At 69.7% G+C, this 23,987-nt stretch carries 22 protein-coding genes and 1 tRNA gene; 9 read left to right on the forward strand and 14 right to left on the reverse strand.

Features of this window, described 5'->3' with window-relative positions:
• Nucleotides 1–205: hypothetical protein (locus VH112_01155; GenBank protein HEX4538827.1), on the reverse strand; the 205-nt coding region annotated here is incomplete at its 3' end.
• Nucleotides 206–432: 227 nt separating this feature from the next.
• Between VH112_01155 and VH112_01160 the strand changes: the two genes are divergently transcribed.
• A complete protein-coding gene (locus VH112_01160; GenBank protein ID HEX4538828.1) occupies nucleotides 433–1,332 on the forward strand; it encodes an HAD-IB family hydrolase in 900 nt (299 codons plus the stop codon).
• Nucleotides 1,333–1,377: 45 nt separating this feature from the next.
• Nucleotides 1,378–1,473 (forward strand) — tRNA-Sec (locus VH112_01165).
• 124 nt (nucleotides 1,474–1,597) lie between these two features.
• Here VH112_01165 and VH112_01170 read toward each other — a convergent pair.
• Entirely contained in the window at nucleotides 1,598–2,536 is a 939-nt protein-coding gene (locus tag VH112_01170) for a sigma-70 family RNA polymerase sigma factor (GenBank protein ID HEX4538829.1), read from the reverse strand.
• 240 nt (nucleotides 2,537–2,776) lie between these two features.
• On the opposite strand from VH112_01170, the gene VH112_01175 reads away from it, so the two are divergent.
• On the forward strand, nucleotides 2,777–3,121 hold the full coding sequence (locus tag VH112_01175; GenBank protein HEX4538830.1) for an antibiotic biosynthesis monooxygenase family protein: 345 nt from the start codon (nucleotides 2,777–2,779) through the stop codon (nucleotides 3,119–3,121).
• Between the two features lie 33 nt (nucleotides 3,122–3,154).
• Here VH112_01175 and VH112_01180 read toward each other — a convergent pair whose 3' ends face one another.
• Genes VH112_01180 through VH112_01190 form a run of 3 tightly spaced genes read right to left on the reverse strand, consistent with a single transcriptional unit; the run spans nucleotide 3,155 to nucleotide 6,196 of the window.
• Entirely contained in the window at nucleotides 3,155–3,715 is a 561-nt protein-coding gene (locus tag VH112_01180) for a hypothetical protein (GenBank protein ID HEX4538831.1), read from the reverse strand.
• A 27-nt stretch (nucleotides 3,716–3,742) separates the two neighbouring features.
• Nucleotides 3,743–4,405, reverse strand: a complete 663-nt coding sequence (locus VH112_01185; GenBank protein HEX4538832.1) for a hypothetical protein — start codon at nucleotides 4,403–4,405, stop codon at nucleotides 3,743–3,745.
• Nucleotides 4,406–4,435: 30 nt separating this feature from the next.
• Entirely contained in the window at nucleotides 4,436–6,196 is a 1,761-nt protein-coding gene (locus VH112_01190) for an NAD+ synthase (protein ID HEX4538833.1), read from the reverse strand.
• 102 nt (nucleotides 6,197–6,298) lie between these two features.
• On the opposite strand from VH112_01190, the gene VH112_01195 reads away from it, so the two are divergent.
• On the forward strand, nucleotides 6,299–9,028 hold the full coding sequence (locus tag VH112_01195; GenBank protein ID HEX4538834.1) for a bifunctional [glutamine synthetase] adenylyltransferase/[glutamine synthetase]-adenylyl-L-tyrosine phosphorylase: 2,730 nt from the start codon (nucleotides 6,299–6,301) through the stop codon (nucleotides 9,026–9,028).
• A gap of 210 nt (nucleotides 9,029–9,238) precedes the next feature.
• On the forward strand, nucleotides 9,239–9,982 hold the full coding sequence (locus VH112_01200; GenBank protein HEX4538835.1) for a response regulator transcription factor: 744 nt from the start codon (nucleotides 9,239–9,241) through the stop codon (nucleotides 9,980–9,982).
• An 18-nt stretch (nucleotides 9,983–10,000) separates the two neighbouring features.
• On the opposite strand, the gene VH112_01205 is transcribed toward VH112_01200, so the two are convergent.
• The 5 genes from VH112_01205 to glnA all read right to left on the reverse strand — a co-directional run bounded on the left by VH112_01205 (nucleotide 10,001) and on the right by glnA (nucleotide 14,473).
• Nucleotides 10,001–10,483, reverse strand: a complete 483-nt coding sequence (locus VH112_01205; GenBank protein ID HEX4538836.1) for a hypothetical protein — start codon at nucleotides 10,481–10,483, stop codon at nucleotides 10,001–10,003.
• A 190-nt stretch (nucleotides 10,484–10,673) separates the two neighbouring features.
• Nucleotides 10,674–11,396: an ABC transporter permease subunit gene (locus VH112_01210; GenBank protein HEX4538837.1), complete on the reverse strand. Its 723-nt coding sequence runs from the start codon at nucleotides 11,394–11,396 to the stop codon at nucleotides 10,674–10,676.
• The gene (locus VH112_01215) at nucleotides 11,393–12,346 is read right to left on the reverse strand and encodes an ABC transporter ATP-binding protein (protein HEX4538838.1); all 954 of its coding nucleotides are present in this window, start codon (nucleotides 12,344–12,346) and stop codon (nucleotides 11,393–11,395) included. Before VH112_01215 ends, VH112_01210 begins: the two co-directional genes overlap by 4 nt.
• Nucleotides 12,347–12,385: 39 nt before the next feature.
• Nucleotides 12,386–13,042, reverse strand: a complete 657-nt coding sequence (locus tag VH112_01220; protein HEX4538839.1) for an NAD(P)H-binding protein — start codon at nucleotides 13,040–13,042, stop codon at nucleotides 12,386–12,388.
• A gap of 9 nt (nucleotides 13,043–13,051) precedes the next feature.
• Entirely contained in the window at nucleotides 13,052–14,473 is a 1,422-nt protein-coding gene (gene glnA / locus VH112_01225) for a type I glutamate--ammonia ligase (GenBank protein ID HEX4538840.1), read from the reverse strand.
• A gap of 219 nt (nucleotides 14,474–14,692) precedes the next feature.
• On the opposite strand from glnA, the gene VH112_01230 reads away from it, so the two are divergent.
• Both VH112_01230 and VH112_01235 read left to right on the forward strand, forming a co-directional pair.
• The gene (locus VH112_01230) at nucleotides 14,693–16,027 is read left to right on the forward strand and encodes a glutamine synthetase family protein (GenBank protein HEX4538841.1); all 1,335 of its coding nucleotides are present in this window, start codon (nucleotides 14,693–14,695) and stop codon (nucleotides 16,025–16,027) included.
• 19 nt (nucleotides 16,028–16,046) lie between these two features.
• Complete coding sequence (locus tag VH112_01235) at nucleotides 16,047–16,727, forward strand: response regulator transcription factor (protein ID HEX4538842.1); 681 nt, start codon at nucleotides 16,047–16,049, stop codon at nucleotides 16,725–16,727.
• An 18-nt stretch (nucleotides 16,728–16,745) separates the two neighbouring features.
• On the opposite strand, the gene VH112_01240 is transcribed toward VH112_01235, so the two are convergent.
• The 3 genes from VH112_01240 to VH112_01250 are packed head-to-tail and all read right to left on the reverse strand — an operon-like array spanning nucleotide 16,746 to nucleotide 19,526.
• Nucleotides 16,746–18,341 (reverse strand): 2Fe-2S iron-sulfur cluster-binding protein, encoded by a 1,596-nt coding sequence (locus VH112_01240; GenBank protein HEX4538843.1) that lies wholly within the window; start codon nucleotides 18,339–18,341, stop codon nucleotides 16,746–16,748.
• A gap of 36 nt (nucleotides 18,342–18,377) precedes the next feature.
• The gene (gene erpA, locus VH112_01245) at nucleotides 18,378–18,731 is read right to left on the reverse strand and encodes an iron-sulfur cluster insertion protein ErpA (GenBank protein HEX4538844.1); all 354 of its coding nucleotides are present in this window, start codon (nucleotides 18,729–18,731) and stop codon (nucleotides 18,378–18,380) included.
• A gap of 39 nt (nucleotides 18,732–18,770) precedes the next feature.
• On the reverse strand, nucleotides 18,771–19,526 hold the full coding sequence (locus VH112_01250) for a helix-turn-helix domain-containing protein (protein HEX4538845.1): 756 nt from the start codon (nucleotides 19,524–19,526) through the stop codon (nucleotides 18,771–18,773).
• Between the two features lie 39 nt (nucleotides 19,527–19,565).
• On the opposite strand from VH112_01250, the gene VH112_01255 reads away from it, so the two are divergent.
• A complete protein-coding gene (locus VH112_01255; protein HEX4538846.1) occupies nucleotides 19,566–20,741 on the forward strand; it encodes an Mrp/NBP35 family ATP-binding protein in 1,176 nt (391 codons plus the stop codon).
• Nucleotides 20,742–20,789: 48 nt separating this feature from the next.
• On the opposite strand, the gene VH112_01260 is transcribed toward VH112_01255, so the two are convergent.
• The gene (locus VH112_01260) at nucleotides 20,790–22,523 is read right to left on the reverse strand and encodes an ATP-binding protein (protein HEX4538847.1); all 1,734 of its coding nucleotides are present in this window, start codon (nucleotides 22,521–22,523) and stop codon (nucleotides 20,790–20,792) included.
• A 103-nt stretch (nucleotides 22,524–22,626) separates the two neighbouring features.
• Here VH112_01260 and VH112_01265 point away from each other — a divergent pair, with 103 nt between their 5' ends.
• Nucleotides 22,627–23,877, forward strand: coding sequence for a serine protease (locus tag VH112_01265; protein HEX4538848.1), 1,251 nt, complete (start codon nucleotides 22,627–22,629; stop codon nucleotides 23,875–23,877).
• Nucleotides 23,878–23,987 lie beyond the last annotated feature (110 nt).

Consider the following 23,987-nt stretch of genomic DNA (forward strand, 5'->3'; position numbering starts at 1 on the left):
AGCTAGCCGTTAGGGGTGACTTGACGTTGGACACGCTGACCCCACCAGTGAGGTTGTTGCCCGCGATCGACAGGTTCAGCGCTGTGCCGGTGGCGCTGCCCCCGAAGACCTCTGGCGTGCTCGCCCCTGCAGGGCCGGCAATCAGGGCACTGGCGGCCGTTACGGTCCCGAAGACCATCCCCAGCCGAGCCAACCTTGACCTCATGCTCGCACCTCTCTGTTCCCCTCCATCGGGAGGCCGACCAATCACCCACCTGGTTAGAACCCGGCCAAACCGGCCCAAGGCACCCAAACAGTAGCTCCGGTCGCCGCGCCCGCGCGTCCGATGGACGCGACGGCCGACGCCTGGCCTATTTGTTCGCCGGTGGCCGGGGTCTTCCTGCTCGAGCCCGTACCCCTTATCAGCCCCTACCGCCCATATGATCGCCGGCGATGGAGGCGGCCTTCTTCGACGTGGACAAGACGGTCATCGCCCGGGCGTCGATGGCCGTGTTCGGCCGCACCTTCTACCGCGAAGGCCTGATATCCCGGCGCACCGTGCTCCGGGGCCTGTGGGCCCAGCTGGTCTATCTCCATCTCGGCGCCGGCGAGGAGAAGCTGGCTCGCATCAGGGAATCCGTGCTGACCCTGACCAGGGGTTGGGACCAGGCCAAGGTCAGGGAGATCGTCCGTGAGGCGATGGACGAGCTGGTGGAGCCCGTCATCTACGGCGAGGCGTTGGAGCTCATCGAGACGCACCGGGAAGCGGGACGCAAGGTCTACATCGTCTCGGCATCACCTGAGGAGATCGTGGGCCCTCTGGCGCGCTACCTGGGGGTCGACGGGGCCATATCCAGCACGGCGAAGATCGACCGGGACGGGCGCTACACGGGGGAGATGGAGTTCTACGCCTACGGCCCCTACAAGGCCGAGGCCATCCAGGCCCTGGCCCAGCGGGAGGGGATCGACCTGGCCGGCTCCTTCGCCTACTCAGACTCCTACACCGACCTGCCCATGCTGGAGGCCGTCGGCCACCCCGTGGCCGTGAATCCCGACCGCGTCCTGCTCAAGCTGGCCAAGGACCGCGAGTGGGAGGTGCGCAACTTCGTCCGTCCGGTCTCGCTCCGGCCGCGCGTCAGCGCGCCGGGACTACCGGCTGCCGCCGTCGCCGGCGCGGTGGTCATGGGAGTCGGAGGAGTGGTGGGTTGGCGCCTGGGGCTCCGCCTCAGGCGCCAACCGGTCAATCTGCCCGCAGCTTCTTGGCAGCAACGGCTCCGAGAGCAATCAGTACGGCCAATATCAGCAGCTTCTTCATGGCTTCCAAACCTACCGGCTGGCTGGCTCCCCCACTAGTGATCAATCCATCCGGGCTGTTCGGGGCCCTGTAACCTCCCGGGCGGAGGTGTCCGGGCACCTGGTGGGCCCCCCCGCCTTCAAAGCGGGTGGGACGGGCGATCCCCGTCCGGCGGGTTCGATTCCCGTCCACCTCCGCCACATTCACGGGTGGGACGGGCGCTCCGTCCCTGGCGGCGGGTTCGATTCCCGTCCACCTCCGCCACATTCTTCGCCACGTTCACGGGTGGGACGGGCGCTCCGTCGCTGGCGGCGGACGCGGTGCTCAGACGGTGAGGAGGTCCCGGGCGCCGGTGTCGCTCGAGGGGTGGCGCAGCTTGGACATCGCCCTGGCCTCGATCTGGCGGATTCGCTCGCGGGTGAGGTTGAAGTGCTCCCCGACCTCCTCGAGCGTCCGGGGCTCCCCCCGGTCCAGCCCGAAGCGGAGCCGGAGGATCTCCCGCTCCCGCTCGTCCAGCGGGGCCAGGAGGCGGGCGATCTCGACCGGCAGCAACGACGTCGCCGCCATCTCGAAGGGTGACTCCGCCGAGCGGTCCTCGACGACGTCGCCCAGCTCGGCATCGCCATCCTCGCGGAGGGGCTCGGACAGCGAGAGCGGCTCGGCCCGGAAACGGAGCGCCTCTATGAGCTTCTCCTCGGGCATCTCGACCTCGATGCCGAGCTCGGCCAGGGTGGCCGGCCGGCCGAGCTTGAGCTCGAGGCGGGCCTGCGCCTTCTGCACCCGGGCGAGGGTGTCGCCGGCGTGGACCGGCAGACGGATGGTCCGACCGGTGTTGGCGATGCCGCGGGTGATGGCCTGGCGGATCCACCACGTCGCGTAGGTGGAGAACTTGAACCCCTTGCGCCAGTCGAACTTCTCGACGGCGTGCATCAAGCCGAGGTTGCCCTCCTGGATGAGGTCCAGAAGGGGCAGACCGGACGCCTGGTACTTCTTGGCGATCGAGACCACCAGCCGGAGGTTGGACTGCACGAAGGTCCGCTGGGCATCCTCGCCACCCTGGACCTGGCGCCGCAGCTCCCGGCGGCGGGCCGTGGTCAGGTCCTTGGCCTTGCCGTCCAGCTCCGTCTGTCCCGCATAGCCGGCCTCGATGGCCTGGGCCAGCCTGACCTCATCATCCTTGGTGAGCAGCGGATACTGCCCGATATCAGTCAGATAGAGGCGGACGAGATCCTCCTCGTCGCGCTCGACTCGCTCCTTTGCCAAAATGATGAACCTCTCCTGAGCAGCCACGCGGCCAAATAGCAGCCCCGCCTCTGGTTTCCCCTGCTCGTCGCACGGCGAGACGAACCCGCCCTTAGTTTACCGGGAGCGTCAAGGCAACCGGCGCCCCGCTCCGCCCTCAGCACCGATTTTCCTGACGGTGCGGTACGCGCACTGAGGGGTTCGACGAGGCTCCGGTGCCTCCCTGCTGGACGGCCGACGCCCACCGCTACCCTCGGCCCCGTGGATCCCGACGCTGCGGACCACGAAGTCGAGCTTACCGTCGTCACCCTGGGGTTCGACGCCCGTGCCCCCGACGACGGCAGCGCCGAGCGGCTGCTCGCCGTCCTGGCCAAGTACGTCGTGGTCTCCCGGGGACAGTCCGGCTGCCGGAACATCGACCTGTGCGCATCGCGGACCGAGCCGGGGCGGTTCCTCATCATCGAGAAATGGGAGACCCCGGCGGCGCAGCGGCAGCACTTCGACTCGCCCGAGATGGTGGAGATGGCGGAGGCGTGCCGGGGCCTGCTCGCTGGCCGACCCGCTGTCGACCTGCTGGCCGGGATCTCGGCCCACGATCTGGCCTGATGCAGCCCCAGGGACGTCTCCGCCGCCCTGTCCTTACGCCGGTTGGCGGGCGGTCTCGGTCTGGGTGCAGGCCGCGTCGATGTCGGGCCACGTCAGCCCGGTCGCCGACCACAAGCGGTCGAACGTGGCGTCCGCGACGTCAGTGAAGCCGTGACGGTTGCGGAAGTGGTACCGCCATCGGGCCTGCGTGTCCCCGAAGCCCAGACGCGAGCACCGCCCGACCGAGTAGGCGTCCCACGCCACGCCCTGCGCCAGCGTGAGGCCCTTCTCCTCCGGTGGGTCGCCGAAGGCCGGGTCCAACCGGTCCCCGGCGCGAAAGAGCAACCGGCCGAGGATGTCCTCCACGCTGGCCACCCTGAGCTGGCGAGGACGCTTGGCGTCTTCGAGGGCGCCGCTCTGCACCGAGATGATGACCGGATGCAACCCGACGAGGCGACCCGCGCCCAACGGCGACGTCTCGTCGACCTCGACCCGTACCTCGAGATCCGCGGGGAGGCCGACCGCGTCGGCCACGCGCTCGGCCGTGGCCGCGATCACTCCGGCGTCGAAGGCCACGATGTGGAACTGCTCGGGACTGACGGCGATCTGCGCCACCTCAGCGCCTCCGGTGGGTCGATGCGGTCACGCCGGGACCTCGGAGCGGGACGTCGGGGACTCACTTCCGATGCTGCCCGGACCGGCGATACCGCCCGCCCGCACCATGATCGTCTCCAGGCGGGCCTGATGGGCGGCCGCCCGCTCGACCTCGTCGTCGGTCTCGATGAGCGACTGCAGCAGCATCTCACCGTCCCGCCAGTCCTCGAGCTCGTCGTTGAGGACCAGCCGGAGAGATCGGATGGTGGGCGCGTCGGTGATGGGCGAGGTGTTGTTGAGGTGGTAGGTGTACGCGGCGATCTTGCGCGGGATCAGTACCCGATAGACGCCCACGAGCTTTTCGATCGTCTGTCCGGGCTCCTCGGGCTCGGTGATGGCGGTCATGAACCGCTCGACGTGCTCGTTGGCGGGCAGCGTCAGCCGGTCGGGGTTCATCTCCCGCAGCTCGGGCAACCGCTTGTGCCAGAGCTCGGCATGCCAGGCGTGCTTGTAGCAATGGGTGCCCAGACGCATCTTCACGTCGAGCTCGGGGACCGTGGCCACCCACCCGCCCAGGGCCTCGAAGAGCCGCATCTCGACCCACTTGTAGCTCCCGACCCGTTGGGCCGTCTCCTCGACCGTGAAGGCGCCGGGGAGCTCGCGGCGGTCCCAGGGAGCGAAGGCCTGCCTCGGTTTCTTGGGATCAGCCATGGCACAGCATCACCCCCGTTGACCGGTCGGTCAAGACGGGCGCGAGCCCCCGACGGCAGCTCCGCCCCCTGACCCCAAACTGCCGGCATAGCGGTTGGTGATCGGCATCCGCCGGTCCTTGCCGAAAGCCTTGCGGCTGACCCGCACCCCGAGTGGCGTCTGGCGCCGCTTGTACTCGGCGCCGTCAACGAGCCGAACGACCTGATCGACGAGCGCCTGGTCGTAGCCCGCGGCCACGAGCTCGGCTGCGGTGTAGTCCTCTTCGACGTAGGCGGCGAGCACGGGATCGAGGACCTCGTACGGCGGGAGCGACTCGTCGTCGCGCTGGTCCGGGCGAAGCTCGGCCGACGGCGGCTTGTCGAGCACCGAGGCGGGGATCAGGTCCGTCCCGGCCCTGGCGTTGCGCATCCGGCACAACCGGTAGACGAGCATCTTGGGCACGTCCTTGATCACCGCGAACCCGCCCGCCGTGTCTCCATAGAGCGTCGAGTAGCCGGTGGCGAGCTCGCTCTTGTTGCCTGTCGCGAGAACGATCCACCCGAGGGCGTTGGACAGCGCCATCAGGACGACCCCCCTGATACGGGACTGGACGTTCTCGGCGGTCAGGCCCGTGAGGGGCGCGCCAAGGCTCGGCTCCAGCATCTCGAGCAGCGACGCGTGCGCCGGCTCGATGGGAATCGTGCGCAGCTCGATGCCGAGATGGTCGGCCAGCGATGCCGCGTCTGACAGAGACGCTTCGCTCGAGAAGCGCGACGGCATGGCCACACCGTGGACGTGCTCGGCGCCGAGCGCGTCGGCTGCGATCGTCGCCACCAGGGACGAGTCGACGCCCCCCGACAGACCGACGAGGACACCCGAGAACCCGTTCTTGCCCATGTAGTCGCGCGTCCCGAGGACGAGCGCCTCGTAGACCTCGTCCTCGGGGGCGAGAGCCGGGGTGATCGACGGGTGGCGCCGATCGGTGTTGTCGCGAGGTCGCTCGCTGATGGCGACGGCGTGGAGATTGGCTGCCCGTCGTCGTCCGCGGGGATCGAGCAGGCGGGTGCGGAACGCGGGTCGGACCTCGATGTCGACCACCAGCACCTGCTCCCGGAACTGCGAGGCCGACGTCACCACCCGGCCCGCCTCGTCGAGCACCAGCGACGCGCCGTCGAAGACAAGCTCGTCCTGACCGCCGACCAGGTTGACGTACACCAAGGAGCACGAGGCATCTGCCGCTCGGGTGGAGAGCATCCGCTCCCGCTCCTCGAGCCGGCCCTTGAAGTAGGGCGAGGCGTTGATGTTGACGATCAGCTCGGCGCCTCCTGCCGCCTGCTCGGAGACGGGGCCGGTCGGGCTCCAGGCGTCCTCACAGATCGACACGCCGACGCGCACGCCCGCGATCAGGTACAGCTGCGAAGCCGGCTCGCCCGGCGTGAAGTACCGCTCCTCGTCGAACACGGCGTAGTTCGGGAGAAGCCGCTTGTGGTACACCCCGGCGACCGATCCTCCGGCGCAAACGGCCGCGGCATTGTGCAGATCCCGGGCGACATCGACGAACCCGACCACCGCGGCACACCGACGGGTGCTCCGGGCTACCCGCTGCAAGGCTTCGAGGTTGTCGCCCACGAAGCCGGGCTTGAGGAGGAGGTCCTCGGGCGGGTAGCCGGTCAGGGCCAGCTCCGGGAACACCGCCAGGTCGGCGCCAGCCGCCTCGGCCTCGGCCAGGGCGGCGACTATCCGGTCGGCATTGCGGCCCAGGTCGCCGACGACGGTGTCGAGTTGGCACGCGGCGATCCTGAGATGACCCACACATCGAGACTACGCCCGGGTGCTGTTTCCTCGGGCCAAGTGTTGTCGAGCCGAATCGCCTCTGGGGCCGGCCAAAGCGGCCAGGCCTGACACACTGGTCCGGTGACCACCTTGGCCTTGACCGGCCGGTTGGCCCTGGCGGTCGAGCACTCGGCCGCCCCCGTCACTGTCAGGGCCCCACTGGCGCGGCTGATCGAGACCCATCCTGGGCTCGCCGTCCGCCTGGAAGAAGACGATGGGCTGGCTCGTGCCCTGGTGGCGGTGCTGGCGGCCAGCAGGTCGCTCGCCCGGTTGTGCGAGAGCGATCCGCGCTGCATCGAGGTGCTCGCCGACCTCGATGACAGGCCGCCTGTCGACGCCCGGAGCGCGAGCGCGCTCGCCGCGTGGAAGCGCATCGAGCTGCTGCGCATCGCCGCTCGCGACCTGACCGGGCTCGACGACCTGGAAGCTGTCGTCGCCTCCCTGGCCGACCTGGCCGACGACGTGCTGCGAGGCGCGGTCGATCTGGCCGAGGTCCCAGACGAGAGGCTCGCCGTGATCGGCATGGGAAAGCTTGGCGGCCAGGAGCTCAACTACGCCAGCGACATCGACCTTGTGTTCGTCGACGGCGACGGGAGCTCCGCCACACGGGTGGCGCGGAATGTGATGGACGTGGCGCGGGGCTGCTTTCGCGTGGACGTCGACCTGCGTCCGGAGGGCCGCGACGGGCCGCTCGTCCGCTCGCTCCGCTCCTACCAGGCGTACTGGGGGCGCTGGGCCCAGGCGTGGGAGCGCCAGGCGCTGCTGAAGGCGCGTCCGGTGGCGGGGGACCAGGCTCTCGGTGACGCCTTTCAGCGCGAGGCGGCGCTCGAGCTGTGGGGACGGGCCTTCGGGGCCGACGACCTGAGGGATATCAGGGCCATGAAGGCGCGCGCCGAGCAGCACGTGGCCCGACAAGGCCTGTCGCACCGGGAGATCAAGCGGGGCTGGGGGGGGATACGGGACGTCGAGTTCGCGGTCCAGCTCCTCCAGCTGGTCCACGGGCGCAACGACCCAGCCCTGCGCTCGCGTTCGACCCTCGGAGCCCTGACCGAGCTAGGCGCCGCCGGCTATGTGGACGCGGAGGACGCCCGCACCCTGGCCGACGCCTATCGCTATCTGCGCACGGTGGAGCACCGGCTGCAGCTGGTCGACGAAGCCCAGGTGCATTCGGTCCCGTCCGATCCGGCCGCCCGCGCCCACCTCGCCCGCGTCCTCGGCCATCGAGACGATGCGACCGGCACCGCTCTGGCCCGCTTCGACCGCGAGCTGAGTGACCAACAGGCCGTGGCCCGGTCCATCCACGAGCGGCTCTTCTTCCGCCCCTTGCTGGAGGCCTTCTCGGCCGTCTCGGAGCCGCCGACGGCGGTGGCGCCGGCTGGGCTCGGCTCCGACGACGCCGTGCGAGCGCGCCTGGCCGCCTTCGGCTTCACCGACGCCGAGCGCACCAGGGCGGCCCTGGAGGAGCTCACCAAGGGCCTCACCCGCTCCTCGCGGCTGATGCAGCAGACACTGCCGTTGCTGCTCACCTGGTTGTCCGAGTCACCCGATCCGGACCTGGGGCTGCTCGGCCTCCGTACCCTGGTGTCGGGCAGCCATCGTCGCGACCGGTTGGTGGCCACCTTTCGGGACTCCCCGGAGTCGGCGCGCCGGCTGTGCCTGCTCATCGGGACCGGCCGCCCGCTGCTCGAACCGATTCGGCGCAACCCTGAGCTGGCGGCCGAGCTCGGCGACGACGCCGCCCTGGCCCGTCGTAGCCGGGCCCAGCTGGCCGAGCTGGCCGGCGCCGTCCTGGGTTGGCGCCACGACCATGAGCGGTGGCGGGCAGGCTTGCTCCGCCTGAAGGACACCGAGATGGCCCGCATCGCCGCCCGGGACGTGCTCGGCATCGATGACGACGATGCGACTGGCGCGGCGATCAGCGACCTCGCCGAGGTCACCCTCGAAGAGGCCCTGGCATCGCTCGACCCGCCCGTGCCGATGGCGATCGTGGCCTTGGGACGCTTCGGTGGAGCGGAGCTGTCCTATGCCAGCGATCTCGACGTGCTCATCGTGTTCGACGGTCACTCGACTGCGGAGGTCGAAGCGGCGGAGGAGACGGCGGAGGCGCTGATCCGCACCGTCAATGGCGCGACACCGGCGGGGCGACTGTTCACAGTCGATACTGCTCTCCGACCAGAAGGTCGCGATGGGCCATTGGCCCGCAGCATCGACGGGTACCGCACCTACTACGGGCGGTGGGCTCGCACCTGGGAGCGCCAGGCCCTCATCCGAGCCCGCCCCGTAGCTGGCGATCCCGATGTCGCCCGGCGCTTCATGGCCGTGGTCGACGAGTTCGTCTGGCAACGCCCGCTGGACGACGAGGGGCAGCGGGAGATCCGTCGCATGAAGGCGCGGGTGGAGCGGGAGCGCCTGCCCGCCGGCGAGGACCCGCAGTTCCATCTGAAGCTCGGCAGGGGCTCGCTCTCCGACATCGAATGGACGGCCCAGCTGCTCCAGCTCCGCCACCAGGTCACGTCTTCGGGGACCGTGGCCGCCCTCGGTGCCCTCGTCGAGGCGGGGGTGCTCGACCCCGCCGACGCCGGGATCCTCACCGCCGCCTATCGGTTCCTCGAACACACCCGCAACCGGCTGTACCTCGTCCGCGGCGCGCCAGGCGATGCGCTCCCGACGCAGGCCGACCAGCTGTCCCGGCTGGCCCGAAGCCTCGGCACCAGCGCCGTAGCCCTGCGAGAGGAGTACCGGCGCGTGACCAGGCGGGCCCGCCTTGTCGTCGAGCGCCTCTTCTACGGGATCGACCACCAGGGCCGGTAGGAATCGATTTGGCTGTCGCTTTTGCCCGGTTTTGGACCCCTACGCGGCCTTGACGGACGGCTGCTCTGTACGGTTGCAGACAGAAGGGGTACCCTGGGTTAGGGGTTCGATCCAGGAGGGCGGGGCTGGCAAGGGCACCAGCGCACTTGTGATCCGCTCGGAGTATCGAGGCCTCCGCGGAGTCGAAGAAGTCAGGTAAAGGGAGCCGCAATGAGCCTCACAACCGGTGCTATCTACGACGGCGATACCGGAGCCGCCCGCCAGCAGCAGCCGCATTCCGAGGGGGCGCACGTGGTGTCCGCAGTTCCGGTGCGGGTGCTTCTCGTCGCCGACACCGAGATCATCGTTCGAGGCCTCTTCGGGCTACTGGACCGAAGCCGCGACCGCGTCGAGCTGCTGGGTCCCGTCTCCCTCGCCGATGACATCAGCGCCGCAGCGGCCGCCGTCCGCGCCGAGGTGGTGCTCGTCGACACCGATCGAAAGGGCGGGGCCGACATGGGGTTGCTGGCCCGGCTCCTCGCCGAGACAGAGGGCCTCCGTATCGTGGCGTTCACCCACAGCAACGATGAACGTCGGATGTTCGAGGCTCTCCGGGCAGGATCGGCTGGCTACCTCCTGAAGTCCCTCGGCGCGGTCGAGCTGGTCCATCACCTCGAGCGAGCCCGTGACGGGCAGGTGGTCATCGATCCGACCCTCGCCTCCCGGCTGGCCCTCGCCATGGGCCGTTCCCGGGACCTGGGCGGCTGGCCCGGTGCCCGTATGGGACTGAGCCAGCGTGAGAGCGATGTCCTCGCCCTGCTGGTCGACGGCTTGGCCAACCGGGAGATCGCCGAGCGCCTGTTCGTTGGTCAGGAGACGGTGAAGACCCACCTCCACTCCCTCTACCGCAAGCTCGATGTCCGCGATCGGGCGGGCGCAGTGGGGCTGGCCCTCCGCGACGGTATCTTCACCTGATCCCTGGTCCGCTGGCGATCAGTACGTGTACGTACTGGTGGCCACGCAGACGAGGGCGTTGGGCGGGACGGGGGTGCACCCCGGCGAGGGCAGGAACGACGAGCCCGCTGGCGCGGTGATGGTGTCGACGTAGCTGCCCTGGTAGGTCAACCCCGGCACCGGCAGCACCGTGGTGCTGTCGTGTCCGACCAGCGACGTGCAGGCAGTACACGAGGCGGAGCTCGTCGACAGCGGCACCGACAGGCTGACGAGCGGGATCGGGCTCACCAGCTCGATGCTGGTCGTGGCGTGCTGGGCCAGCAGACCATCGCACACCGAGGTCCCAACGGTGGTCAGCGAGTCGGCGCCCGTCGGTGCGATCGTGTTGGTCGCCGAGCACGTGTACACGAGCGGCAGCGGCGGAAGCGAGACCGCGCTCGCCGCCTGCGCTGGAAGGAGGACGGCGGGCGCCCCGAGGGCCCCGAGAACGAGAACCGCCAACGCCCCAGCCCGAAGCCTCATGTCCTCTCCTCCTGTCCGGCGGCAATCTAGGGCTCGCGGGGGTCGCGCCGTCAAGTCGCCCCGTCAAGGTCGGGATCGGTAGCCGGACATCTCGTACATCTCGCTGTTCGACCCCGGCGAGGAGCAGATCGCCTATCTCGCCGAGCACGTCGTCGCTCCGCTCACCGCGGAGTCTCCTAGCCCTTGATCCTCACTTGGTACTCGTGATCAGTCGTTCGCGGTCGAACAGCGCCGATGCGAACCGCGCACCCAGGCGGACGAGGACAATCAGGGCGACCCCGAAGCCGAGGGCCACGCGCAAGGTGGCGGGGATCACATCGAAGGCGACGAGCGATGTCACTGCCACCGTCGGCAGGCTTACGAGGATCGCCAGTTGCCCCGCGGTGCGCGGATCGCGCGACCGCGCCGATACGGCGATGCCAACCCAGATGGACCATGTGGCAAGCAGCGGGGTGAACAGGAGCTGGGCGAGCAGATCAGGGCCGCGAATGAGCCCCGAGGCCACGGCCGGGCGGGCGAAGAGCTCGACGACGGCGACGAAGAGGCCGAAGACGACATAGGCCACCGCGACAGACGGCACGAAGGCGGCGAGCGCCTTGCCCAGGAGGAGCTCCTCGCGGCGCACCGGCGTGGACAACAGCGGCTCCAGCGTGCCCTGGAGACGCTCGCCCACCACCGAGTAGGCGGCGAGCGCCGCGGGCACGAGCACGGGTATGGCCAACATGTAGAGGAGAGAGTGCTCGCTCCGCAGCGCGACCGACGCCCTCGAGGACAGGGTGAAAACCTGGATCACCGGCTGGATGAGGAAGACCAGGGGGAGAATCGCCATGGCGTAGATGATGTTGCCGTTGTGCCGGTACTCGCGCAGCTCCTTGCTGAAGATGGCACGGATTCGCCTTGGGCTCAGGTTCACCCGCCGACACCTTCCTTGTCCTGATCGATCAGCTCGAGGTAGACGTCCGCCAGCGAGTGACGGGACTCGCCTATGGACAGGACGTCGGCACCGGCATCCACCAGCGCCCGCGTCACCGCCGGTGCTGCCTCGGCCGGGTCGGACACGGCCAAGACGTAACTAGCAGCGCCGTCAGGCCGCCAGCTGTCGAGGGCGGGAATGCCGGTGAAGACGCGGTCTGCTTCGGCGAGCGGAGCAAGGGTCCTGACCGTGAGCGTCTTGGCGAACATCTGGTCGCGAAGCTCATCAGGACGGCCGATCATGCGCAGCGTCGTGTTCAGGATCGCGACGCGGTCGCACAACCGCTCCGCCTCTTCGAGGCGATGCGTCGTCAGAAAGATCGTGACGCCGCGCTGGCGCAGCGTATCGACCAGCTCGTGGACGTCACGAGCGGCGGCAGGGTCGAGCCCTGACGTCGGCTCGTCGAGGAACAGCACCTGCGGGTCGCTGAGCAGGGCCCGGGCCAGGGCCACCCGCTGGCGAAGGCCCTTCGACAGAGTGCCGCAGGCGTCGTCAGCCCGTTCGGCCAGCTTGACCGCCCGCATGGCCCACCCGATGCGGTCGTTTGCCTCGGGAACCTCGTAGAGGTCGGCGAAGCACTTGAGGTTCTCGGCCACGCTCAGGCTGAGGTACAGGCCGGGCGTCTCCGGCATTATCGAGATCCGGCGGCGGATGTCCACACCGTTCTCTGCCGCGAGCCGCAATCCCGCGACCGTGGCCGATCCAGAGGTGGGCGCGATGAGCGTGCCGAGCGTCCGCACAGTCGTCGTCTTCCCAGCACCGTTGGGGCCAAGGAAGCCGAAGACCTCGCCGTAACCCACCTCGAAGGACACGTCGGCGAAGGCGACGCGCTCTCCGAACCGCTTCGACAGGTTGTCGACCGATACCGCCGGAGCTTCTCTGTCAGCCATCGAGTGGACACGACGGCCCGGACTGGGCAGGCCTGGCGATCACGACGCCCCTATGAGTGCAACCTCGAGCGCCTGGTCGATCGGCTCGTGGCCGCCATTGACATAGAGAATATGACGTCGCGCCCGTGGGTCGTGAAGCACACCGGCGAGGAGAACTGCGAGGTCGTCCCGAGGGATCTCGCCGCGGAACGGCGCGGAGTCGATGCGCACTCGGCCTGTCCCGGCATCGCTTGTCAGTCCACCGGGTCTCACGATCGTCCAGTCGCGGTCACTGGCCATTAGGGCGGCATCGGCTCCGGCTTTAGCGCGCAAATAGACGCTGAAGACGTCGTCGCCGTCCGGAGGGTCCTCGACACCGATGGCACTCAGCATCACGTAACGGGACGAGTCGGGGCCTGTCGCGTCGAGCAGCTTGATCGCACCATCACGATCCATCGTCAGCTTTCGCGCCGCGCCGCTACCCGGTCCCGCTCCCGCCGCGAAGACAACGGCACCACTCCCGCCAACCGCCGCCGCGATTTGGTCGACGGTCGCGTGCTCGAGATCACAGGCCACCGGATCAACGCCGGCTGCACGCACTTCTTCAGCGTGGTTCGGGTTGCGAATCAGTCCGATGACATCGTCGCCGCGATCGACGAGCAGGCGCCCGAGTCGAATCGCGACCTGCCCGTTCGCTCCCGCGATTGCAACTCGCACAGCCCCACCCTAGATGTCGTAGTAGAGCATGAACTCCCAGGGGTGGGGCCGAAGACGGATCTCGTCGAGCTCGCGCGTCCGCTTGTAGTCGATCCACGTCTCGAGCAGGTCGGGTGTGAAGACGCCACCGACCTGGAGGAACTTCTGGTCGGACTCGAGGGCGTCGAGTGCGGCTTCGAGCGAGCCGGGGACCTGGGGAACGAGGGCCAGCTCCTCGGGCGGAAGGTCGTAGAGGTCCTTGTCGACGGGGTCGGGGGGCTCGATCCGGTTCTGCACCCCGTCGAGGCCCGCCATGAGCATGGCCGAGAAGGCCAGGTACGGGTTGCACGACGGATCGGGGCAACGGAACTCCACCCGCTTGGCCTTGGGGCTCTTGGAGTAGAGCGGGATCCGGCAGCAGGCCGACCGGTTGCGCTGGGAATAGACCAGGTTGACGGGCGCCTCGTAGCCGGGCACCAGGCGCTTGTACGAGTTGGTCGTCGGGGCCGCGAAGGCGAGGATGGCCGGGGCGTGATGGAGAAGCCCGCCGATGTACCAGCGTCCTTCGTCCGACAGCCCGGCGTAGCCGGTCTCGTCGTAGAAGAGCGGCTCGCCGCCCTTCCACAGCGACTGGTGGGTGTGCATCCCCGAACCGTTGTCCTGGAACAGCGGCTTGGGCATGAAAGTGGCGGTGTACCCGGCGTCGCGGGCGACACTCTTCACCACGTACTTGTAGAGCATGAGCTTGTCGGCCATCGACAGCAGGGTGTCGAAGCGCATGTCGATCTCCGCCTGGCCGGCCGTGCCCACCTCGTGGTGGTGGACCTCGACGTCGATCCCGACGCGCTCCATGGTGAGGATCATCTCCGAGCGGAGGTCCTGGAAGTGGTCCATCGGCGGGACGGGGAAGTACCCCTCCTTGTAGCGGGGCTTGAACCCGAGGTTGGGACCCTCGTCCTTGCCGGAGTTCCAGATGCCCTCGATGGAGTCCACGGAGTAGAAGGCCGACCGCTGGTCCTGGTCGAAGCGGACATCGTTGAAGACGAAGAACTCGGCCTCGGGACCGAAGTACGCGGTGTCGGCGATCCCCGTCGAGATCAGGTAGTCCTCCGCCTTCTTGGCCACGTACCGCGGGTCGCGCGTATAGCTCTCTCCAGTCACGGGATCTTTGACGAAGCAGTTGACGTTGAGCGTCCGGTGCTGGCGGAACGGGTCCACGATCGCGGTGTTGGGGTCGGGCACGAGGATCATGTCCGACTCCTGGATCTCCTGGAACCCTCGGATCGAGGAGCCGTCGAAGCCGTAGCCCTCCTCGAAGCCGTCCTCGGTCAGCTGGGTGACGGGCACGGAGAAATGCTGGGTCAGCCCCGGCAGATCGCAGAACCGGAAGTCCACGATCTCGATCTCCTCGTCCTGGGCGAGGCGCAGCACCTCGGCCGGTGTCCGATCCACTGGTCCTCCTGTGTGTCTTCGGGCCGGCCCTCGGGCCGGCTACTGGCTCGGCGACATACCACTGGTGGGGGCGGGCGAGATCCTTGTCGCCCGCCATTTCCCGCCTGTTGCCTCAGTGTGAACATGTTGTGAACCGGGCTTCCAGGGGGTCTGGCGCCTGCGAGACTAGTGCGCGTCGGTCGAGGCGAGCCCAAGTGGGCAGCCATCCGGAGGACAGCGATGCAGAGCCAAGAGGAGTTCGTGCTGAGGATGGTGGAGGAGCGGGGCGTCCGCTTCGTCCAGCTCTGGTTCACCGACGTCCTGGGGACGCCGAAGACATTCAGCATCACGCCGGCCGAGCTGGAGAACGCCCTGGAGGAGGGAATGACCTTCGACGGCTCCTCGATCGACGGCTTCAGCCGGGTCCAGGAGAGCGACGTGCTGGCCCGGCCCGACGCCAAGACCTTCCAGATCCTGCCCTGGCGAACCGACGAAGGCGCGGTAGCCAGAGTCTTCTGCGACATCACGAACCTGGACGGCTCTCCCTTCGAGGGCTGCCCCCGCCACGTCCTGCGCCGAAGCCTGGAGCGGGCCCGGGAGCGGGGCTTCTCGTTCTACGCCGCCCCCGAGCTGGAGTACTTCTACTTCGCCGACGCCGATCCGTCCCATCCACCCCGTTTCCTCGACCGGGGCTCGTACTTCGAGCTCACCGTGGCGGACCTGGCGGGCGACCTGCGCAAGCGGACGGTGCTGACGCTCGAGGACATGGGCATCCCTGTCGAGTACGCCCAACACGAGGACGCCCCCAGCCAGCACGAGATAGACCTTCGCTACACCGACGCGCTCACGATGGCGGACACGGTCATGACCGTTCGCCTCGTGGTCAAGGAGATTGCCCAGGAGCGCTCCGTGCACGCCAGCTTCATGCCCAAGCCCATGGCCGGCGTGCAGGGATCGGGCATGCACACCCACTTCTCGCTTTTCGAGGGCGACGTGAACGCCTTCCACGATCCCGGTGACGAGCACGGCCTGTCCAAGGTCGCCAAGGGATTCATCGCCGGGCTCCTGCGGCACGCCTCGGAGATCACCGCCGTCACCAACCAGTGGGTCAACTCCTACAAGCGCCTGGTACGCGGCTACGAAGCCCCCGTCCACCTCTCCTGGGCCCGCAACAACCGATCGGCCCTGGTGCGGGTGCCCGTGATCAAGCGGGGCAAGGTCGACTCCACCCGGATCGAGTACCGAGCTCCCGACCCGGCCTGCAACCCCTACCTGGCGTTCGCGGTCGTCCTGGCCGCCGGGCTGAAGGGAATCGAGGAGGGCTATCAGCTGCCCCCGGAAGCCGCGACCAACCTCTACACCATGACGCCCGAGGAGCTGGCGTCCGAGGGCATCCGTCCGCTGCCGGCCAGCCTGGCCGACGCCATCGCCATCATGGAGGGCTCGGAGCTGGTCGCCGAGACCCTCGGCGAGCACGTGTTCGAGTGGTTCATCCGGAACAAGCGCGCCGAGTGGGCCGACTACAAGACCCAGGTGAGCCAGTTCGAGCTCGACCGCTACCTTCCCCAGCTGTAAAGCAGACGGACCATCCGCCGTGGAGCCCCTCCTCCTCTTTCCGGACCCGGCTCCGGCCAACCTGGTCCAGGCTCTCGAGCTGGCCGGCTACCGGTGGCGGGCCGCGGGCATGGCCGGGCAAGCCTCGGCCAGCGAGCCGATCGAGGGGTGGGCGGGCGCCGTGGTCTCACTGGAAGAGGATGCCGACGGCGGCCTCGCCCTGTGCCGGGCCCTGCGCAAGCGGGAGCCGCCGCTCGAGCCCATCCTGCTGATGGTGGGCAGCCAGCAGGTGGAGAATCTCCCCGTAAGAGAGGACATCTTCGACGACTTCTGCCTGACGCCGTTTCGTCCCGCCGAGCTCGGCGCGCGTCTCGAGCACCTACTCAGGCGCACAGGACGCGGGGCGCAACCGGAGCTGGTCGAGCACGGGCCACTGGCGCTCAACCTGGAGACCTACCAGGCGGCCGTCGAGGGCCGGCCGCTCGATCTCACCTACATGGAGTACGAGCTCCTGCGGTTCCTGGCCACCCACCCCGGCAAGGTGTTCACCCGGGAGATCCTGCTGAGCCGGGTGTGGGGCTACGAGTACTTCGGTGGCGCGCGCACGGTCGACGTCCACGTGCGGCGGCTGCGGGCCAAGCTGGGCGAGGAGCACGCCAACCTCATCCAGACCGTCCGCTCGGTCGGCTACCGCTTCGGACAGCCGCGCTGGACGCTCTGACCGATCGCGCCGCCCCTCTCAACGCCGGCGCTCGGGTCCGCCGGTCGGCCAGTCCTGGGGCAGCCCGTCGGCAATCCACGCTGCCGCGGCCACCGCGGCGAAGACGGCGTCGGAGCCATTGACGGCAGAGCCCTCGCTGCGAGCGATCTCGACGTCGACCGTCGGCATATCGCGCGCCGCCAGGATGCCGAACGAGCGGATGGTGAGATCGAGGGGGTGGCCCTCCTCGTCGACGGCGAGGCCTTCGGACCGTACCCAGCTCAGCGCCATGTGGGCGGCACCGGTGCAGTAGGAGCGCAGCACCACGTCGTCGAGGGGCGGACCGCACGACACCCGAACGCCGACACCGCCGTCGGGCGCGATCGACGCCTCAGCCGTAGCTCCCGACGCCAGCGCCACCCGCACCGCCGAGCCGCCCTCGGGCCCGCTGTCATCTCGAAGATGAGCGAGCGCGGCGAGGAGCACCGCCGCCTCGACCCATCCGGCGCCGCGAACGGCGCCCGAGGTCTGCGGGCCGGCGACATCCACCTCCTCGACGACGATCCCGGGAGCCACGGAGCGGATCACGTCGGCGACGCCGGGGGTTCGGACGATCCGCATCAGCCCCGTGCCGTCCAGCCCGATACCGGCGGCCACCGGAGGCCGCTTGGGGCCCATCCGGACGGTGTCCTCCCGGGAGAGCAGCACCCGCACGGGACGCCCGTGCTCGTCGGCCAGCCGGCGGGCGACGTCGGGGGCTGGCGACGCCAGCTTGGCGCCGAAGGCGCCGCCGTTGGCCAGGGGCGAGGCCGGTTCGCCTCCGGGTCGACACCACGAGGCGTCGGTCTCGAGGTAGGCGGGCTCCACCCACGTCGTGCGCAGGGTCTGCTGCCACGGGCCGGGCGGCACCTCGAGCGGGTGTCCCAGCGGGATCGTGCTGCGCCGCCCCTGGACCTTGCCAGCGGCGGCCCGAGCGTCCCGCAGGGTCTCGGCGACGGCCCACCCGCCCTCGCCGTCGGGCACAGCGACCAACGCGTCCGCGGGCGCCGTGTCGTCGGCGAAGCCGCCCGCGCCGAGCGGAACGGACACATCCACCGTCTGGGGTGTCCCACCCTCGAGGGCGGCCCGGTGGGCGGCGGCGGCGACGTCGCGGCTCACCGCGGCGCCAGTCGTGCCGGCCCGCCAGCTGTCGGCCAGGCGAGCGGCGTCCACGATGGTCCGCCAGCCGGTGCACCGACAGAGGTGGGCGGCGAGCGCACGCCCGACGGCCGGCTCGTCGACCGAGCCTTCGGCCCGCGCCTCCAACGCCGCCAGCCGCATGACGATCCCCGGCGTGCAGAACCCGCACTGGCTGGCCCCGGTGGCCGAGAACGCCTCGGCCCAGCGCTGCCGGCTCCCCGGATCGAGGCCGTCCAGCGTGGTCACCGAGCGGCCCGCCACTCGCCGCGCCGGCGTCACGCACGCGACACGGGGCGCCCCGTCGATCCACACGGTGCAGCACCCGCACTGGCCCTGGGGGCTGCAGCCGTCCTTGGCCGAGCGCAGGCCCAGCCGGTCCCGCAGCACCTCGAGGAGCGAGGACCCGTCGTCGGGGACCTCTACCTCGCGACCGTCAACGACCAGGCTGACGGGCATCGCTCATGATGTGACAGCGACCCCGAGGGCCGCCGGTCAGCTGAAGGACGAACCGCACCCGCAGGTGCGGGTGGCGTTGGGGTTGGTGATGTGAAAGCCCGCCCCCTGAAGGCCGTCCTTGTAGTCGAGGGTGGCGCCGGTGAGCTGCTCGGCGCTGGCCGGGTCGACCACCACCTTGACCGGGCCGAAGCTGCGGACGATGTCGTCACTCTCCAGCTCGGAGTCGAAGAACATCTCATAGCTGAAGCCCGAGCACCCGCCGGGTCGCACGGCCACCCGCAGAGCGAGCTCGGCGTTGCCCTCCTGGGCCAGCAGGTCCGCCACCTTGGTCGCCGCCTGGTCGGTCAGCATGATGGGGCTGGGCCGCCGGCCGATGTTCACTGACGTCATGCTCACGGATCGCGCCTCCTCGGACTCTCGGGTCAAAGATTACCGGACAACGAGCTCCACCCGGCAGGGATGCTGATCGGCCAGGGTGGCGAAATCGGCGACCGACGCCCCGCCCATCCGCTCGACGATGCCCTCCACGATGCCCCGGTGCAGGCAGCAGACCAGCTCCGGGTGCGCCTCCGCCAGCTCCCGGTACGGGCAGCGGGTGAACGACACGGTCGTGTGGGACCCGGAGCAGTCGGTGGTCGGGTCGAAGCCCAGCTCGGCCAGCTCGGCCACGAGGGCGTTGACGCACGGGCTCTCCTCGGAGGCACCAGTGTCCCCGGCCTCTCCATCGGGCTCGCCGAGCATCTCCGCCTCGTGCCGGCCCCACGACCGGCCGACCTCGGCGACGTCGTCGTCCCTCGGGCCGAGCTCGGCGGCCAGCTGGGCCAGAAGGTCGGCGAGCAACGGGTACGCGGGCGGCTCCAGGCCGAGGCAGGGAGCATCGGCAGTGAGCATGTACCGGTGCTGGGGCCGCCCCACGCTCCCCTGACTGGCCGACTCGACCTCGAGCAGGCCGACGTCCCGCAGCCGCTCGAGGTGTGGTCGGACGGTGTTGGGGTGGAGGTCGAGGACCTCGGCGATGTCGGAGGTGGAGAGCGGAACCGCGGACGACGCCACCTCGCTGTAGATGGCGTAGCGCGTGCGATCTCCAAGGGCCCGGAAGAGCGACTGCCGTGTCCCTGGCGTCTGCTGCACAGCGGGCGGGGCCGCCTCCCGAGCTGCCCCCGTCCGTGCCGCTAACTTCGCCACGGCTGAATACTACTGGTCGAGACCGGTAGAATTCACGCCGTGCCCACCAAGGTCGTCCCTCCCCCGCCCCACGAGGCCGTCGTCGCGGCCCTGCGCGGCGTCATCGACCCCGAGCTGGGTGACAACGTCGTCGACCTCGGCATGGTCCGGGGCGTGCGGGTGGCCGATGGGGGCGGCGTCGACGTGGACCTGGCCCTGACCATCGCCGGGTGTCCCCTGCGCACCCAGCTGCGCGGTGACGTCGAGGCGCGGGTAGGTGGTCTCCCGGGCGTGATCTCGGTGCAGGTCCATATGGCCGAGATGACGGGTGAGGAGCGCAGCCGGGTGATGTCCCGGGCCAGGTGGAAGGCGCGGGAGCGGCCCGCCGAGACCGAGATTCCCCCGAGCGCGCGGGTGGTAGCCGTGGCGTCGGGGAAGGGCGGGGTGGGCAAGTCGTCGGTCACCGTGAACCTCGCCGCCGCGCTGGCGGCCCGGGGCCTCACCGTTGGGTTGCTCGACGCCGATATCTGGGGCTTCTCGGTCCCCCGCATGCTCGGCATCGAAGGGCGGATCGAGGCGGAGGGGACGACCGAGGCCTGGTCCATGATCCCCATCACCAAGCCCGTCGGCTCCGGGCAGCTGAAGGTGGTGTCGATGGGCTTTCTCGCCGAGGGTGAGGACGAGGCGATCATGTGGCGAGGACTGCTGCTCAACCGGGCCCTCCAGCACTTCATCGAGAACGTCCGCTGGGGCGCCCTCGACTACCTCCTCGTCGACATGCCGCCGGGCACCGGAGACATCCAGATGGGCCTGGCTCGCATGCTGCCGCGTACAGAGTTGATCATCGTGACCACGCCGGCCGTGGCGGCGGCCAAGGTGGCGACGCGGGCGGCCGACATGGCCCGCAAGGGCTACCTGCGCGTGGCTGGCGTGATCGAGAATATGACCGCCTTCGTGTGCGAGCACGGCCAGTCGTACCCGCTCTTCGGTGCAGGTGGGGGGCAGCGGGTGGCGGACGAGATCGGCGCCCCGCTGATCGGCGCCGTGCCACTCGATCCCGCCGTGGCGGCCGGAGGCGACAGCGGCAACCCGGTGGCGCTCGACGGCGAGGGGCCGACCGCGGAGGCGTTCGCCGCCATCGCCGGTCGCCTGGTCGACGAGGTCCTACCGCTCGTCGAGATGTCGGGCTGTACCGCCCGGATGCTCGACAGGGTCGAGACCGCCCTCGACGGCTGACCGCGCCGCTGAGACTCGGCGCCCCGGCGGGGCCGCCCGAGCCGTCGATCAGCTGTCGAGCGATGTGGCGTTCTGCGGCACCGGGAGGGTGAGGGCGAAGGCGGCGCCACCCTCAGCCGCCGGCTCGTACCAGACCCGGCCGCCCATGGCCTCGACCAGGCCCCGCACCAGCGACAGACCGAGGCCGGTCCCCCGGGCCCGATCCCGCAGGGCGAGGATCTGGAGCCGGTTGAACAGCCTGGGCACCATCACCGGAGCCACCCCGGCGCCGCGGTCCACCACCGCCAGCTCGACCTCGGCGCCGTCGGCGCGCCGGAGCTCGACCGTGACCGGCGGGGCCCCGTGGACGAGGGCGTTCTCCACCAGGTTGGCCATGACCTGCTCCAGTCGCCGCGGGTCGGCCAGCACGGCGGTGCCCGTCGGCACCTGCACCTCGACGGAGGGGCGGGGGTCGGTCGACAGCATGTCCACCGAGTGCAGGGCCACGTCGACCACCCGGGCCAGGTCGACTGGTCGCGGGGCGAGGAGCAGCGAGCTGGCCTCGAGCCGGCTCACGTCGTAGAGGTCGTCGGCAAGGCGGGCGATGCGCTCGGCCTGGCGGCGGATGGACTCGCCGGTGCGCTGGATGTGATCGGGCCCGAGCTCGCGACCGTGGGCCTCGAGGGTGGAGCCCAGGCCGAGGATCGTGCTGAGCGGGGTCCGCAGGTCGTGGGTGACGAGGGCGAGGAACTCGTTCTTCTCCGACTCCAGGTCGTGTGCCGTCGTGGTGTCCCTCACCACGCCCTGGAAGCCCACGAGCTCGGCGTCGTGATAACGGGGCATGGTGCGGACCTCGAGGACCCGTCGGACGCGATCGGCCCGCACGATCGTGAGCTCGAGCACCTCCGCGCCTTCGACGGGCTCGGTGATGAGGGCGTCGAGCTTCGAGGTCGGGTCCAAAGGAACGACGATGTCGGTGAGCGCTGTGCCCACCAACCCCTCGGTCGGGCGACCGAGGATCATCCCCAGGGCCGGGTTGGCGTACTGGATCCGACCCACGAGATCGACTTCCCAGATGCCGCTGAAGGACTGCTCGACGACGTTCTCGTAGCGGGCCCGGCTCTCCTTCTGCTCCTCGACCACGGCGGCCCAGTAACCCTGGGCCAGGGCATCGGTCAGCCGGTCCATGGCGGGCAGGACCCGGGTCAGCAGCAGCGACAGTGCCAGCCCCCAATGACGGCCCCGCTCCTCGGCCAGCTCCACCGCGGTCTGGACGACGAGGTCGCGCGAGATTCGCAGCACGACGAGCAGCTGCGGAAGGGGTGAGCCCGCCCAGGCGGCGCTCGCTCCGACCTCCTGCAGGTCGCCGACGAGCGCCTCGTCGACCTCGGCCCCCTGGCCGGTGACGGCGAGGATCGCCTCGAAGCGAGCCCGGGCCTGATCGATGAAGCGCGCCTGCTCGGAGAGCGACCACCCGCGAGACTCGGGGAACACGGTCGAGAAGATCTCGAATGCCCTCCTGGCCATCTCCTCGGAGCGCCCGTCGAGCGCATCGAGCAGCGTCTGTGGGTCGACGCTGTCGAGCGCGGCGTCGAGGATGTTGCCCGATCCGTTCTCGGCGTTACGGGCCAGGAACGCCTTGAGGTCGACCAGGGCGAACTCCGGCCCGCTGGCCCCGTTGCCGAGCGCGGCCAAATATCCAGTCTCGACCAACGCCTCGACCGACTCGGCCGGGAGGTCAAGGTATTCGGCGGCCTTGGCGAGCGAAACCGGCCGCCGGCTTCCGGTGTCTCGGTCGGGCATGACCCAGTTCTAGTTCGACGCGGGCCGAGAATCACCTACCGAATCGGCCGTCAGGCCAACCAGCGTTCATCGCCACGCCAGGGGCAAGCTACCCTCGTGTTCGATGGGGAGCAGCAAGTTCGGCCCGGATGATGCCGGGCCGGGCGCAGGGAAGCTGGGGGACGACATCCGCCGCGTCCGATCGGGCCAGCGCAGTCCGTCCTCGGGTCAGCCCCGTGAGCGGCGAGGCGACCGCGAAGCGACCAACGGGGCCGATGAGGTCGGTGCGGCTAATGCCACCAAAGCGGTCAAAGGAGGCAGCGAGGCCGACAAGATGCGCGGCCGGGGCGCCGGCGTCGGACGTGGTCCGGCCGGCAGCACGGGACGCAGCTCTGCCGGTGGCGCGGCAGCCGGAGCTGCGGCCGGGGAGGCGTTGGCTGCGGCGCCGACCACTCCGGGCGGGCCGGGCGGACCGACCACACCGCTCACCTGGCGGGAACGGCTTCTGCCCAAGACCGTGCGGGGCATGGTCTCGCTGATCGTCGCCGCCTCGGTGGGCGCCGCCCTGAGCGGCACCATCCTCTACGCCTACTACCAGTACCGCCTCAACCAGACTGAGCAGCGGGTGGGCTCCTTCGTCAACGGGTTCGACCAGCGCTTCAAGACCGCCGAGGGCACCATCCAGGCCGATCAGGCCAACGCCCAGGCGGCGATCCAGCGCTCGCTGGGCCCCATTCAGAGCGTGCAGGCCCAGGGCGCCGCGGTCGCCAACCTGCTGAAGCAGACGCAGGCGTCGGTGTGGTTCGTGCACACCGTCGACGCCAACGGCCAGCCGTCGGTCGGGTCGGCCTTCGCCGTGTCGTCGGGCAACGGCAAGACCCTGATGCTCACCTCCTACAACACGGTCCAGGCCGCGACCCACCAGCCCGCTCCCACCATCTACGTGCGCAAGGGCGACACGGACACTCCGGCGACGCTGTCGTCCTGGCAGCCGGCCAAGGACCTGGCCCTGCTGCAGGTCAACCGGGACAACGTGAAGACGATGAACTTCGCAACCGGCGACGCGCCCTTGAAAGTCGGAGACCGGATCTACGCCGTCTCCGGCCTGGGCGCATCCGGCGGCTCGATCACCGCCGGCACCGTGGCCGACGCCTCGTCCAACGTGCTCCAGAGCGATGCCGCCGTCGGCACGTCCTTCCAGGGAGGCCCGCTGATAAACGGCCAGGGCGACGTCGTCGGTGTCGCGTCACGCTCCTACAGCCCGCTCGGCTTCACTTCGGACGGGATCTACTTCGGCGTGCCCATACAAGCTGCTTGTGATCAGGTCCTCAGCTGCCCCGGCGGCTCGCCCCCCTCGGCGGGGGCCAAGCCCTAAGAGCTCGACCGCCCGGCGCCGGCGAGGCGCGGCGCGGCGCGGCGTCGGTAGTGTGCGCGTTTCACCTTTGGTCGATAAGGCGCGCGGCCCGCAGCTGCTTTCGACCAAAG

The organism is Acidimicrobiales bacterium (assembly GCA_036270875.1).
In the GTDB taxonomy this organism is placed as follows: domain Bacteria; phylum Actinomycetota; class Acidimicrobiia; order Acidimicrobiales; family AC-9; genus AC-9.

Bases quoted from the DNA above. Each gene is read 5' to 3' on its own strand.
- VH112_01160 (HEX4538828.1), top strand. From the start codon at position 433: ATGGAGGCGGCCTTCTTCGACGTGGACAAGACGGTCATCGCCCGGGCG.
- VH112_01185 (HEX4538832.1), bottom strand. From the start codon at position 4,405: ATGGCTGATCCCAAGAAACCGAGGCAGGCCTTCGCTCCCTGGGACCGC.
- VH112_01200 (HEX4538835.1), top strand. From the start codon at position 9,239: ATGAGCCTCACAACCGGTGCTATCTACGACGGCGATACCGGAGCCGCC.
- VH112_01205 (HEX4538836.1), bottom strand. From the start codon at position 10,483: ATGAGGCTTCGGGCTGGGGCGTTGGCGGTTCTCGTTCTCGGGGCCCTC.
- VH112_01215 (HEX4538838.1), bottom strand. From the start codon at position 12,346: ATGGCTGACAGAGAAGCTCCGGCGGTATCGGTCGACAACCTGTCGAAG.
- VH112_01230 (HEX4538841.1), top strand. From the start codon at position 14,693: ATGCAGAGCCAAGAGGAGTTCGTGCTGAGGATGGTGGAGGAGCGGGGC.
- VH112_01240 (HEX4538843.1), bottom strand. From the start codon at position 18,341: ATGCCCGTCAGCCTGGTCGTTGACGGTCGCGAGGTAGAGGTCCCCGAC.
- erpA (HEX4538844.1), bottom strand. From the start codon at position 18,731: ATGACGTCAGTGAACATCGGCCGGCGGCCCAGCCCCATCATGCTGACC.
- VH112_01260 (HEX4538847.1), bottom strand. From the start codon at position 22,523: ATGCCCGACCGAGACACCGGAAGCCGGCGGCCGGTTTCGCTCGCCAAG.
- VH112_01265 (HEX4538848.1), top strand. From the start codon at position 22,627: ATGGGGAGCAGCAAGTTCGGCCCGGATGATGCCGGGCCGGGCGCAGGG.